At 56.1% G+C, this 13,599-nt stretch carries 8 protein-coding genes; 3 read left to right on the top strand and 5 right to left on the bottom strand.

Annotated elements, in window-relative coordinates:
- Positions 1-156 precede the first annotated feature (156 nt).
- The 3 genes from dnaN to B0G71_RS19195 all read left to right on the top strand — a co-directional run bounded on the left by dnaN (position 157) and on the right by B0G71_RS19195 (position 5,858).
- On the top strand, positions 157-1,260 hold the full coding sequence (dnaN, locus tag B0G71_RS19205) for a DNA polymerase III subunit beta (protein WP_007180118.1): 1,104 nt from the start codon (positions 157-159) through the stop codon (positions 1,258-1,260).
- 114 nt (positions 1,261-1,374) lie between these two features.
- On the top strand, positions 1,375-3,846 hold the full coding sequence (gyrB, locus tag B0G71_RS19200) for a DNA topoisomerase (ATP-hydrolyzing) subunit B (protein WP_116143465.1): 2,472 nt from the start codon (positions 1,375-1,377) through the stop codon (positions 3,844-3,846).
- Positions 3,847-4,088: 242 nt separating this feature from the next.
- The gene (locus B0G71_RS19195) at positions 4,089-5,858 is read left to right on the top strand and encodes a DUF262 domain-containing protein (RefSeq protein ID WP_220377325.1); all 1,770 of its coding nucleotides are present in this window, start codon (positions 4,089-4,091) and stop codon (positions 5,856-5,858) included.
- Here the strand turns inward: B0G71_RS19195 and B0G71_RS19190 are convergent.
- Genes B0G71_RS19190 through B0G71_RS19170 form a run of 5 tightly spaced genes read right to left on the bottom strand, consistent with a single transcriptional unit; the run spans position 5,855 to position 13,207 of the window.
- Entirely contained in the window at positions 5,855-6,205 is a 351-nt protein-coding gene (locus B0G71_RS19190; protein WP_116143463.1) for a PAAR domain-containing protein, read from the bottom strand. The genes B0G71_RS19195 and B0G71_RS19190 overlap by 4 nt on opposite strands.
- A 44-nt stretch (positions 6,206-6,249) precedes the next feature.
- Entirely contained in the window at positions 6,250-7,218 is a 969-nt protein-coding gene (locus B0G71_RS19185) for a DUF6708 domain-containing protein (RefSeq protein ID WP_116143461.1), read from the bottom strand.
- Positions 7,219-7,220: 2 nt separating this feature from the next.
- The gene (locus B0G71_RS19180; RefSeq protein WP_116143459.1) at positions 7,221-9,800 is read right to left on the bottom strand and encodes a T6SS effector BTH_I2691 family protein; all 2,580 of its coding nucleotides are present in this window, start codon (positions 9,798-9,800) and stop codon (positions 7,221-7,223) included.
- A gap of 30 nt (positions 9,801-9,830) precedes the next feature.
- The gene (locus B0G71_RS19175) at positions 9,831-10,646 is read right to left on the bottom strand and encodes a DUF4123 domain-containing protein (RefSeq protein WP_181916794.1); all 816 of its coding nucleotides are present in this window, start codon (positions 10,644-10,646) and stop codon (positions 9,831-9,833) included.
- A gap of 17 nt (positions 10,647-10,663) precedes the next feature.
- On the bottom strand, positions 10,664-13,207 hold the full coding sequence (locus B0G71_RS19170) for a type VI secretion system Vgr family protein (protein WP_116143454.1): 2,544 nt from the start codon (positions 13,205-13,207) through the stop codon (positions 10,664-10,666).
- Positions 13,208-13,599 lie beyond the last annotated feature (392 nt).

The following is a 13,599-nucleotide window of genomic DNA, read 5'->3' as shown; positions in this document are numbered from 1 at the left end:
CCGTTTTCAGGCACAATACAGGTTTAACCGCCCGGCGGCCGCGGGCGGCTTTCACGCCGTGACAGGCGCTGCGTGGCGCCGGCGGGGAGTCGTGGCTGCGCGCGGAAAAGCTTACCTGGCAAGGCGCGCAGGCCGTTATATCAACGAAGGAACTCTATGCAACTGGTCAAGACCGAACGCGATAACCTCCTCAGGCCGCTGCAAACTGTGAGCGGCATCGTCGAACGCCGCCATACGTTGCCGATCCTCGCCAATTTGCTGATTACCAAGAACGGCCCTGACGTGTCGTTCCTGTCCACCGACCTCGAGTTGCAGATCACCACGCGTGCGGATTTCGGCGTGGGCGGCGATTCGGTGGCGACCACGGTGGCAGCGAGAAAGCTCCTCGACATTCTGCGCGCCATGCCCGACGGGCAGGTCACGCTCACGCTGAACGACAAGCGTCTGACCGTGCAGTCCGGCAAGAGCCGCTTTGCGCTGCAAACGCTCGCCGCGGACGAATTCCCGACGGTCGCGCAAGCTAAAGACTACGGCGCGAACCTCGTGGTTCCCCAGAAGACGTTCCGCCAGTTGCTCGGCATGGTCCATTTTTCGATGGCCCAGCAGGACATTCGTTACTACCTGAACGGCATGCTGCTGGTGGTGGACGGCGACCAGCTGATGGCGGTCGCAACGGACGGCCACCGTCTGGCGTTCTCGTCCATGAAGATCGAAGGCTCGTTCCAGCGTCAGGAAGTGATCATCCCGCGCAAGACGATCCTGGAACTCCAGCGTCTGCTGGAAGACATCGACGACACGCTGAAGATCGACATCGCGCAGACACAGGTCAAGTTCACGTTCGGCCAGGTCGAACTGGTGTCGAAGCTGGTGGAAGGCAAATTCCCCGACTTCCAGCGCGTGATTCCGAAGTCGCACAAGAATCAGTTCGTGATCGGCCGTGAAGAACTGCAGCGCTCGCTGCAACGCGCCGCGATTCTGACCTCGGACAAATTCAAGGGCGTGCGCTGCATCATCGAGCCGGGCCAGTTGAAGATCATGTCGACCAACGCCGATCAGGAAGAGGCGCAGGAAGAACTGGAAATCGCATACGACGGCGACAGCGTCGATATCGGGTTCAACGTCACGTATCTGCTCGACGTGCTCGCGAACCTGAAGGTCGACACGTTGCAAGTGAGCCTGGGCGACGCCAGCTCCAGCGCGTTGATCACGATTCCCGAGAACGACGAATTCAAATACGTCGTCATGCCGATGCGCATCTAACGCGTCCAACACCAAAGAACACACCAAGGGGCGCAGCGCCCCTTTGGCGTTTTTATGGTGATTTGAAAAGTCCCGAGCAGCAACCTTGCAGCAACGCAGAACCGGAAAAAATCCATGACTGAAACGAACAATTCGCAACCCGACAACAGCTACGGCGCATCCTCGATTCAGATCCTCGAAGGTCTGGAGGCGGTGCGCAAGCGGCCCGGGATGTACATCGGGGATACATCGGACGGGACCGGTCTGCATCACCTCGTATTCGAAGTGCTGGACAACTCCATCGACGAAGCGTTGGCGGGGCATTGCAACGACATTCAGGTGATCATTCACGCGGACAACTCCATTTCGATCACCGACAACGGCCGCGGCGTGCCGACCGGTCTGAAGATGGACGACAAGCACGATCCGAAGCGCAGCGCCGCTGAAATCGTGATGACCGAGTTGCACGCCGGCGGCAAGTTCGACCAGAACAGCTACAAGGTGTCCGGCGGCCTGCACGGCGTGGGCGTGTCGTGCGTGAACGCATTGTCGGCGTGGCTGCGTTTGACCATTCGCCGCGACGGCAAGAAGCACTTCATGGAATTCCACCGTGGCGTGCCGCAGAACCGCATTATCGAAGAGATCGACGGCGTGGCTGTTTCGCCGATTCAGGTTGTCGGCGAGACCGAGAACCGCGGCACCGAAGTGCACTTCCTCGCTGACGAGACGATTTTCGGCAACATCGAATATCACTACGATATTCTGGCCAAGCGGATTCGCGAACTGTCGTTCCTGAATAACGGCGTGCGGATCAAGTTGACCGACCAGCGTACCGGCAAGGAAGAAGATTTCGCGTTCGTGGGCGGCGTGAAGGGCTTTGTCGAGTACATCAACAAGAACAAGTCCGTGCTGCACCCGAACATTTTCCACGTCAGCGGCGAGAAAGACGGCGTGGGCGTGGAAGTGGCGATGCAGTGGAACGACAGCTACAACGAAAACGTGCTGTGCTTCACGAACAACATTCCGCAGCGTGATGGCGGGACGCACTTGACCGGGTTGCGTGCGGCGATGACGCGCGTGTTGAACAAGTACATCAACGATCACGAAGTCGCGAAGAAGGCGAAGGTTGAGACTTCGGGCGACGATATGCGTGAAGGGTTGTCGTGCGTGCTGTCGGTGAAGGTGCCGGAGCCGAAGTTCAGCGCGCAGACGAAGGACAAGCTGGTGTCGTCGGAAGTGCGCGCGCCGGTGGAGGATGTGGTCGCGAAGGCGCTCGAAGAGTTTCTGCTCGAGACGCCGAATGACGCGAAGATTATTTGCAGCAAGATTGTCGATGCCGCGCGCGCACGGGATGCGGCCCGGAAGGCGCGTGAGATGACGCGGCGGAAGGGCGTGCTCGACGGCGTGGGTCTGCCTGGGAAGCTGGCGGATTGCCAGGAGAAGGATCCGGCGAAGTCCGAGATTTATATCGTCGAGGGTGACTCGGCAGGCGGGTCGGCGAAGCAGGGTCGGGATCGGAAGTTTCAGGCTATCTTGCCGCTGCGCGGCAAGGTGCTGAATGTGGAGAAGGCACGGTATGACAAGCTGCTTTCTTCGGAGCAGATTGTTACGCTGATTACCGCGCTTGGTTGCGGGATTGGTAAGGAAGACTACAACCTCGACAAGCTGCGTTATCACCGCATCATCATCATGACCGATGCTGACGTTGACGGTGCACACATTCGGACGCTGTTGTTAACGTTCTTCTATCGGCAGATGCCGGAAATGATCGAGCGTGGGTATATCTATATCGCGCAGCCGCCGTTGTTCAAGATCAAGGCGGGTAAGGATGAGCGGTATTTGAAGGATGAGGCCGAGGTTAATGCTCACATTCTGAAGCTGGCGCTGCAGGGGTCGGAGTTGTTGGCATCTGAAGGGGCTACGCCTATCACCGGCGATGCGTTGGGGGAGTTGGCTCGGGCTTATTTGCTGGCTCAGGGTGTTGTTAACCGGTTGAGCCGGTTGTATGACGCCGGGGCGCTTGAGGCTGTGATGGATGGGATTGCGATCGACCTGTCTAGCGAGGAAGCGGCGGATGCGTCGGCTAAGGCTCTTGAGGCGAAGTTGCGCGATGATCCGTTGAAGCCGGAAGTTAAGGTTACGACGATGTATGACCCGGTGAGGGAGCTGCGCTCGCTGCGGGTTGCGCGGACGCATCACGGGAATCAGAAGATTTCTGTGTTGGATCAGGATTTTCAACTCACCGCTGACTATCAACAGCTGATCAATACCGCTAATACGTTTAAGGGGTTGATTGGGACTGGCGCTGTCATTAAACGTGGCGAGCGGAGTATGGCGGTTACTGATTTCAAGTCCGCTATGAAGTGGTTGTTGGCGGATGCTGAACGCAATATTTCAAAGCAGCGCTATAAGGGGCTCGGTGAGATGAACCCTGGGCAGCTTTGGGAGACTACGATGGATCCGACGGTGCGTCGTCTTCTTCGGGTGCAGATTGAGGATGCTATTGCGGCTGATGGGATCTTCACTACGCTCATGGGGGATGATGTGGAGCCGCGTAGGGCTTTCATTGAATCGAATGCGTTGAGGGCGGGGAATATTGATGTTTGAGAGCCAGGGTAAAAACCTCCTAACCTAAGAAAAGCAGACCCATAAGTTGAGAAACTTATGGGTCTTTTCTATTGATATTTCGGATTTAGAGATAGCTCAGCGACCCTGCCGCGTCCAAGAGAACCCCAGCAGAGCATGCTCCTTGACGATTTTCAATCCCCATATCGCCAATACGAGACGTCTACCGAAATCGGCGCCGGGCGACTGAGTTCGATAATTCAGGTAAGACATTCAATCTTTAAATGACTATGAGCGACACTCTATTCAAAGAAGTGCACTACAGCCTCGAAGGTCTTATCAACGATATTGGCCTCGGCCGCATCGGGCTCCCAGACATTCAGCGACCCTTCGTCTGGGCAAATGCCAAAGTACGGGACTTGTTTGATTCAATGTATCGCGGCTATCCGGTCGGCTACTTTTTATTCTGGCAGACGGGAGCAGAGGGCATCGATACCAAGGTAATTGGTGACGAGAACAAACAGAAGGCACCGTCGCTGCTCATCGTTGACGGCCAGCAACGGCTGACATCTTTGTATGCGGTCATTCACCGAGAAGCGGTGTTGCGAGAAAATTTTGAGCGCGAACATATTCGCATCGCCTTCCGTCCCCAGACCGGCACTTTCGCAGTACCTGATGCAACAACCGAGCGAGACCCGGAATATATTCTTGACATTTCCGAGGTATTCAACCGGCCGACCCACAAAACCATTCGCGAATATCTTGAGCGTTTGTCTGCCACGCGCGAGGTGACCGAGGCGGAGGAAGACAAGATTGCCGATGCCATCGGTCGTTTGGCCGGTCTGACGAATTTTCCTTTCATTGCGCTGGAACTCTCGCAACAGTGCAGCGAGGAACAGGTGGCCGACGTCTTCGTTCGCATTAATAGCGAGGGGAAGAAGCTGAACCAGTCCGACTTCATCCTCACCCTAATGTCAGTGTTCTGGGACGATGGTCGTTCCGAACTGGAGCAGTTCTGTCGTCGTGCTCGGCAGCCATCACCCACAGGGCAGCCGAGCCCGTTCAACCAAATCTTTCAGCCGGACCCCGACCACCTACTTCGCGTCGATGTTGGTGTCGCTTTCCGGCGCGCACGTCTGGAACACGTGTATTCGCTGCTTCGTGGGAAGGACCTTTCCACGGGGGACGTAAGTCCAGGCCAGCGCGACAGCCAGTTCACCAAGCTGCGTGACGCTCAGACCCGAGTGTTGAACCTCACATACTGGGCCGATTTTCTCAATATCGTGCGTGCGGCGGGCTACCGCAGTGGGAAGACCATCAGTTCGGTTAATGCACTGGTATTTGCTTACCAGCTGTACCTCCTTGGGCGCACGGAGTACGACGTTGATGCCTTTCTGCTCAAGAATGCGGTTGCGCGCTGGCTGTTCATGTCGCTGCTGACTGGTCGCTTCACGTCTTCACCCGAGTCACGAATGGAGCAGGACCTCGCCGAGCTCCGAGATTTGAAATCAGCCGACCAGTTTCTCGCACGTCTCGCCGCTGTGGAGGCTGTAACGCTGACAGATGACTACTGGACAAAGACTCTGCCCATGGAGCTCGCTACGTCGGCAGGCCGCAGTCCAGCGCTTTTTGGCTTCTATGCCGCGCAAACGTTAATCGGCGCCCGAGCGCTTTTTTCCAAGAGTCCGGTTGCGGACTTACTGGACCCACCCGCGTACGGACAAAAAAAGGCGCTGGAACGCCATCACCTGTTTCCGAAGCAATATTTGAAAAAGCAAGGCATTGATAGTGTGCGTGACATCAACCAGATTGCAAACTATGCACTGGTTGAATGGGACGACAACATTGCAATTTCAGACGGTCCGCCAGCCAGCTATTGGCCGCAATATACCGCTCGTTTTTCGCATGAGGAGTTAGCGCAGATGTGCACGTGGCACGCACTGCCAAAAGATTGGTGGAGCATGAACTACGCGGATTTCCTCACCGCCCGACGCCCGCTCATCGCAAACGTGATACGAGCGGGGTACGAAAGATTGGCAAGCGACGTGACCTAAAGTTGTTCACGACAGTACTCTAGGGTGAAATACGGTTGAAAATGATGCCCGGTTAATTCCGACATAGGCGATATAGACGCCTGACGCTGCGAAGCTACGAGGCGCGGTGGCGGCTCGCACTTACATTTGCAGATATCGTTTTCGAGCGCGAGTTGCTTACCCATGAAAGTCATGGGTAAAGATGGTCCATCGCCCACAATCACCCCCTGCGTATTACACGTGTGACAGAATACCGGCGCTCCGTGATAGGCAACGGGACGCCCTTCAAGCATGGAGGTAGCCACACCCTCAAGCACCTCGCCATTGCGGTCTGTCTTGTCACCCTTCAATATGATTCGTCGCGCCATACATTCTCTCCTCGTTCCCGTGCAGACACGTGTCGTCTTGGAAGCTAAGCGCGGACTCGCTCAACGAGCGGCGCCCGCTCGCATTCGCGCTCCACGTCTGCAGGCCACACTGGCTGTCGGCTCGTTCGTTGCCCGATGTAGTGCAACAAGGCAGTCAAATAGATAAACGGGCTCAAAACGACCACGAGCAGTGTTGTGAAAAGAATGCGCTCGGCCAGGATAGCACGGTCGGCACGTCGCCAGATACGCATTGAGTTGGCGAGCGATACCTGCGTGGGAACAAGTTCCGGATAGGACAAGACGCCCGGGCCTTGCTCCATATATCTGCGGATATATTCAAACTGGCGTTTGAGCCCGTCGACAATTGAGCGGCCATTCTCGGTGGTCTCATCGGAAATGGTGACCACACGGTGACCTACCGAAAACGACTGGGTGACGATGCCTCTTTCATCCAGCACGTGGCACCGGATCCCAAACACGTAGGCGCGCGAAATCGGGTCTCGCGGGCGAGGCTCGACGAAGAAGAACGCTTTATCCCACGGTACGCTTATTACGCCCTTCGAACCGGCTCCTCTGAAGGCGTAAACCGTTCGAGTCTGCCGGTTGAACCTGATCGGAAATCGCGTCCAGGTGAAGTTTTCCTGACGCAGCCCCCAGAGACCGATGAAGACAACAGCCAATGCAAATACGAGAAATAACGTAGCGAAACCATATGCAATAGCGAGTGTCGCCCCTTGGACGCTACCGTTGCCAGGAGGATTATTCAGGCACCAAACCATAACCCACGCGAAAAAACCACCTCCCGCAATAATTGCCAGGCAGCCGTACGTCAGCAGACCTCGCTGCATGAATGCGACGTTGGTGCTTTCCAGGAAAACGTCATTCATGGAGAACACCGTGAAGTCATCGTTCGGCGTTTCACTAGCAGCAACTTCAACCTTGAGCTGACGTGCCTTCTCTTCCTCGGTAAGCGGACGTTTCAACTTAACCCAGACCGTACCATCCCAAGCCATCGTTATGCTCCAAGTCCGTTATAGGCTTTCTGTTCTTCAGCAAACGAAGTATATCGGTCGTCCTTCTTATTCGTTCCGAAAAAGCTTCGACCGAGGAATTCCTTCAGTTCTCTTTCCTTGAACCACATGATAATCAGACCGATGACTATTAACAGAATAGTGAGCGGTAGGATAAGGGAGGTCAGCACTCCGAAAGTTACGCAAATCGTCAGGGCGAGCCCTGCTGCCGCCGAGGTCGAATATACCAGGAAGAGGCCTACATGGCCTTCCTTCCACGCTGCCTTCGCATTGACCCCGTCATACCAGACGCCGATCAGGGCAGCCGGCGCTGCCAGCAGCCGACTTGCAAGTAGCAGTCGCTCAGCCGCCGCCGCTGATAGATATCGGGGCAAAGACAGTTCCAGCTTGTGCATGGCTTCCAGGGAGTTCCCCGCTAAGGCCATGGCCCCACCGCCCAACGCGACAATTGATGTCCGGAACTTGAGCATCGTCTCCGTGCTGTTGAAGTGGGTCGATTTCTCGAACTCCTTGGCGGCAAAGAAAACATTGATCGCCGCGAATACTGCGCCGATGCCCGCACCTGCGACCTCGCCTCCGGTGAGTTTGCGAAAGGTGGGAGCGAACTCTTTCTCGATAACTTCGTCCGTTAGCATGAGCTTGTTGGCCGGGTTGGTGATGCTCGCGGCCTTTTCCTTGCTCGTCCCGCTCAGATTCAGACTCTGCAAGCCATCACGGTCAACAATGATGAATTGAGGCACCTCTGTAACTGGCCCCTCCGCGCCTTTTGTAGTGAACTGGGCTCGGATCGAGGCCTTAAGGGATTTCATTGTCGGCCGCTTGTCGGCCGGCATCATTTCCCACATTTGACGGGCAAAGTACGTGACCCATTGGGACTGCGTACCTCGAACGGAGTGTTCAATCACTACCTTGCCGCTGCGCGCGGAAATCATAAGGACGGCAGCTTTGGCCGCAACTGTATCGATACTGTCCGAGAGCAACTTCGCAACCGGCGCTCCAATCTCGTATATGAGTTTCGAACCCGCCTTGTAAAAATCGGCGAAAAAACGAGGCGCTTTACTCTCAAGTGCTTTCGCCGAGTTAAACCACGTCTCAATTGCTTTTGCGCATGTCTCGCGCAACTCCGTGTAGGGAAAGTCCCCGGCTGCCAGAAGATGTTGGGCGTTGACTGCCTGGTTCAACGCCATTGCACGAAGCAGGAGGTTATTGTGATCATCCGACTTACCTTGCAACCACTTGTACAACAGATCTAGCCCTTCCTTTCGCGCCGAGGCACCCGCAATACAATCGTGGAACGCCATTGCGTACCATGCACCACCCAGAGGGTCCTGTTCGTCGTGGTCGTAATGAAATACGTGCGCAAGGTTTGGCGAGCCGAGCCATGCGGCATGGTCCATCGACAAGGGCGTCCAGGTTTCTTTCCCCTCCTGTGCGAGTTCCGCTTTCATCTTGTTTCGGTATTCGGTCGCAGCCGTCTCGCTTACAGCCGTTGCGTACTCTTTCCAGGCCTCTTCGCGCACTTTCGGAAGTTCGCCAATCTGGTTGGCGCGCATGTCCGAGAGGTTTTTCTCCAACTGCTTGCCGCCATCCCAGAGGGCGCCCATCGATTGAGCTTCCATCATCTGGCCTTCGGCCATCTGTTCGAAGATCTCGTCACTCTTGACAGCCCCAGCCTGGACAACTTCTTTCACGTTCTCTACCATTTCGGCCGACCATGTGCCCCATTGGTGATCTGCCATCACAACGCCGTAAGCGTATTTGTTTTCGATATTGAGTTCCTGCGTGATACCAATCGGATCCCATAGCGCGAACACCGCGCCCTTGTGCGGAGCAAGGTGGTCCATCGCCGCGTTCAGCGCAGCCGTTTCGACGCTTCGTTCCCGAAACGGGAACGGCGATGTTACAAAGGCCTTTCCAGCTCCGCCCTTGTATTCCGCCACATACTTCTGAACATCGGTCGCTTTCGTGGCGTGCGGGACGTTCGCCCCGGGGTTGGCGAACCAGCCGGCCGCATCGAACGCCTGCATACGCTTGGTTCGGCATCCCTCACTGTTCTTCGCATAGCGGTCACGTACGGTCTTTGTCCACTGGACCGTACTGAACGCCAGGTAGACCGTCCCTGCCTTTTCGGCATTCTCAATGGTGATGCATTGCGCAAGCTCCGGATGCCCGGTCTGGGTGCAGGAAAAGGGCCTTTCCGTCGAACGATCTAACACAGCGTCGAGCGGGTAGTCATAGACGTAGCCTTCCTTCGTCACGGCATAACACTGCCATTTAGATGTCTTCGGGTAGAAGACGTAGACGAAGCCATAGCGAAGCGAGCGCAAGGTGTACTTCGTTTTGCGCGATGCGATGTCCATCACATGCTGTCCAAAATTGCCGCCCATCAGGATGGGGACACCGTCAATTCCGTGTGCGCGCGTCGCGGCAAAGGCTGAATACCTGACCGGCAGGATCGGTAGTCCCTTTTTCTCGCACATCTTGCACTGCGTGACGGGCGCGCCACCCGCTGCGGCGACCTTCGTGAGGTCGGAGATACTTTGGTAGCCCGAGTCCAGCAACATGAGCGTTCCCTTGTATTGTTTGGATAGTGATTATTGGTACTGGTACAACGCGCTCTCGCGTGCAATGCGCGACCAGTCATCGTCGGTCCAATCAGCCACCGCCTCTGTGTAAGGCGTCTGCCCAATACCTGCGAGAACGGATTTCACCTGCGGGTGCTGGTCGAAATTTGGCGAAACGAACACGCCGTGCAATGCGAACGGCACACGGTCCTCGTCCGGAAGCCCATACCGCTCTGCCTTTACCAGCTGTGTGTCCAGACGGCGAGGCAGGTCCTCGGGTATTGAGATATTTTTAGCGGTAAGCGGTTCAAGAGCGTGCCGGACAAAGGCAAGTCGCCCCAGTTGCCCGAACTGTTCTTCGGTGACCTTGACGCGGGGACCCGGGAGGCCTTCTAGCGGCATCTCAACCCAGTTCCCAGCGCTCGAAAGGTAGGTCCAGTGCGTCGTGGGACCTGTGAGGGCGTGGAACTGCTGCATGTCCAGTATCCAGCGCAGATGCGCAAACACTCGAGGGTCGTAATAGCGGAAAACGGTGGTTCCCGACTCCGGCTTATCGAGCACCAACGAATCGGCCAGGTGATGTCGTATCGTGTCGGTGTCCGCAGGCGTTTCGATGATGCAACAGACAAGTGGTGGACGTCCCTCGCGGCGGTGATATTCGGCGAGCTCCTTGACACGTGCCAGTTGCCGGTCCGAGTGCTCAAGGCGATAGAGGATTGGGGCAACGCCTTCGAGTTCCGGGCGCGCGGTCGGAACAAGCTCGCCAATCTCATAGGGATTTGGCGCGGGCTGGATGTCGAACTCCCCGTTGCTGGGTTCGACAATGACATAGGTTGAAATCGGCATACGCATTCCTTTTAGTCTTAGCCAACTAAGGCTGCGCCGCTCTGTGCGGCAGACGCGAACTGCGATGCGCAGGAGGCCGACGTCGGCGCCGAATTGGCCGCTGACTCACCTTGAGGTCCTGCAAAGCTGTGAGAAGCGCCTTTGAAGTCGAGTGCTCCGGGCGCGTGCACGGAGATATTCCCGCCAGACATCTTGATTACAGCGCCGGCCGCTGTCAGCGTGATCTCCTTTTGCGCGACGACCGAGACGGCATCAGAAGTCGATACAACCTTCACCGTCTTGTCCGCTGTCAATTCGATGTTGTCGGAAAGTGCCATGACTTGGACTTTCCCCTTGCCAGCGAACAGCTTCATCCCCGCGGTCTGGGCGAAAAGACTTATTTTTTCCCCAACGCTTGCTATGAGCGACTTGGTGGCAGCTACGTGGGTATTTGCCCCGCTGACAAGATTGACGTGGTCGGTGGCCGCTGCATGAATTGATTTCATCGAAGTCAGGCCGATGCCAACGGGGCTACCTAGCAGCATGACGGGCTCTGAAAATCCGTTGGCCGTGCCAGTGCCGCCACCTGCGGTATTACCGCCGCTCGTACTGCCGGTGATTTCCTGCTTCGTCGCATTGGTGAATGCCTGCAGGTCGGAATGAGCGTCCGTCAAATCGTCGGCCTGCACAGCCTTGGCCGCGTCCGAGCGAATCTCGACGACGTTTGTCGATTCCGTCAAATGTTCATTCGCCTCACGAACATCCAGAGGTTGACTCGCAGAACCGCCGCGTGCGAACGTCGAAAAGAAGATGCCTTGCCCCGCCCGTACTGCGCCATAGGCGTCGGTCTTGAGGTCGAAACCGTTTCCAAGAAAGGAACCGCGCGTGTTGCCTTGCTGGTCAATGAGGTATCCGAGATGCAGGTGGCTCTGTGCGACACTACTGAACAGTTGCGCACGGTTCTGACCCGTCGAATCGTCCATCACAAGCTGGTTATAGCCAGTCCCCTGAAACTCCTTCGACTTATATCCCGACAGTAGGCCGTTGGAATGCCATTGCGGCGTCTGCCGTCCGTTGAAGAGACTGCCACTCACTACCGGACGATCACAGTCGCCGTCCAGATACACGATTCCGACCTCGTGTCCTACGCGCGGGACAAATACACCGCCGAGAGTTCCGCCGGCGTGCGGCGACATGACACGCAGCCAGCACGACGCTTTCTCATCGCCACCGTTCTGGCGGTCCCAGTGCATCAGAACCTTGACCCGATTGAGGCTGTCCGTGAACACCTCGTCCTGCTGCGGCCCGACCACGGTTGCGGTCTGGGTGTACATCTGGGGCTTGCGATGTTCGAACTGACTGCGAAAAGGGACAGTACGGCGCTGCGTCTCCAGTTCAACGAGGAAGAAGCCTTCGCCCCCAAGTGCATCTTTCACGTTGAAGACGTCCGACGCACCCGCGTGATATGCGCGCGCCTCCGCCAGTTGCGGCTGGAGGCTATGACGGAATTGCGTCTCGGTGGACACTGGAAGATTGTTTTCGATGTACCAGGTCGCGGCTAGAATTGCAAACTGGCGGTTCTCTGCACTGTTGGAAGCAAGCGCCGTAGCCCCCTCCAACTGAAACCAGCGCCCTACATCAGCGCGCCGAACACTACCTGTGGCAAAGAAACGCTTGGCGCGAGATTCCCACGCCTCCATCCGCGTCTTGGACAGGGCATTCCCCCTTTCGCTAGTGCCGTAGGTATAGGCACCTGTGTATTCATAGACCTCTGCCTGGTCGGGCAAATCGCCCTGCATGCCGACAGTCGGAGTGCACATTTCCTTCTTGAAGGTCGGATCTTTGTAGTCAAAGGTACGCGTGGTGTAGTTCACGCTTTGCAAAGTGCGTACACCACCCCAATGCACCACAGCATCTGTCTCGCTTCCAATGCCCGCGCGGTAAAAAGGGACTTCTTGCGGCGCCAGGGCTTTCAGAGAGTACAGGTCGTCTGTAATAACCAGCGTATGCGCTTTGCCATCTTCCGCCTGCTCGAAGTAGCCGAAGATGCCTTCCTCTTCCATGAGCCGATGCACGAAATTCCAGTCATCCTCGTACTGGACACAGAATGATCTCCGTGGAAGCGGATTTCGGAGATCAAAGCGATATGCGCCGCGTGATTGTGGATGCTCGTCGAAAACCGCCGATAAAATATCCTCTGCAGTTTTGTCCTGAAAAATCCGTGCATCACTTCTGAATCTCAGGAAGTGCAACCACGAGGAAAAGCTAATCTGATATAGCTGAACGCTTCCGTCCGAGCCAAGCATTCGCGCGGTGTGGACGTAGCCGTGGCGGGGCAAATAGGATGCATCGGTCTGTTGGGTCCACAAGGTCACCGGCTTCGCGATGAGGGATTTAAGCTCGATGCAATCCTTTAGTGAAGCTACGTCAACGGTGAACTCATAATTGCGACCGATGCGACAATTACCAACAGCGCGGACCGGCACCAGAACGCTTGCCCCTAAAGCTGTGTCCAGCTTTAACAATCTTCGCGATTGGTCGATTCCAGCACCAATTACGGTAGCCAAGTCGTTTATTGTCATATCCCGCCCCCGCCACAAATTTTTACGCGCAAATAATAAGACGAAATAGCAATCCAAACAATGAAATCCCGATACGCACGGGAAAATTGACAATTGACAAGAAAATTTTGCCAGATAAAAAATAGATCGGTCGTTATTTCCGGCCACTGCACCCGGAACCATCGCCCGGATATTCAGATTGCATGCATTGCAATTGATTTGCGCCCGCCTTCGACAGTCGCGGGGGAATCGTTAGAGGCATAAAAGAAGTAGCAAGGAGGCCGGTTTAACTAGAGATTTCTGCCCCACACAGATTTTTGACCACCAATAAGCGGCAAGGCCGCGACCTCCCAGCGACGAGTCCTCTGGTGTCGAAGCGGGCTAACAAAGATTCGTGAATGCGAGGAATTGTC

It is taken from the genome of Paraburkholderia sp. BL27I4N3 (assembly GCF_003386115.1).
GTDB lineage: Bacteria > Pseudomonadota > Gammaproteobacteria > Burkholderiales > Burkholderiaceae > Paraburkholderia.
This window is presented reverse-complemented; position numbering and strand designations above follow the sequence as displayed.

Excerpts from the sequence above, each read along its gene's own strand:
- dnaN (WP_007180118.1), top strand. The coding sequence starts at position 157 with ATGCAACTGGTCAAGACCGAACGCGATAACCTCCTCAGGCCGCTGCAA.
- gyrB (WP_116143465.1), top strand. The coding sequence starts at position 1,375 with ATGACTGAAACGAACAATTCGCAACCCGACAACAGCTACGGCGCATCC.
- B0G71_RS19195 (WP_220377325.1), top strand. The coding sequence starts at position 4,089 with ATGACTATGAGCGACACTCTATTCAAAGAAGTGCACTACAGCCTCGAA.
- B0G71_RS19190 (WP_116143463.1), bottom strand. The coding sequence starts at position 6,205 with ATGGCGCGACGAATCATATTGAAGGGTGACAAGACAGACCGCAATGGC.
- B0G71_RS19185 (WP_116143461.1), bottom strand. The coding sequence starts at position 7,218 with ATGGCTTGGGATGGTACGGTCTGGGTTAAGTTGAAACGTCCGCTTACC.
- B0G71_RS19180 (WP_116143459.1), bottom strand. The coding sequence starts at position 9,800 with ATGTTGCTGGACTCGGGCTACCAAAGTATCTCCGACCTCACGAAGGTC.
- B0G71_RS19175 (WP_181916794.1), bottom strand. The coding sequence starts at position 10,646 with ATGCCGATTTCAACCTATGTCATTGTCGAACCCAGCAACGGGGAGTTC.
- B0G71_RS19170 (WP_116143454.1), bottom strand. The coding sequence starts at position 13,207 with ATGACAATAAACGACTTGGCTACCGTAATTGGTGCTGGAATCGACCAA.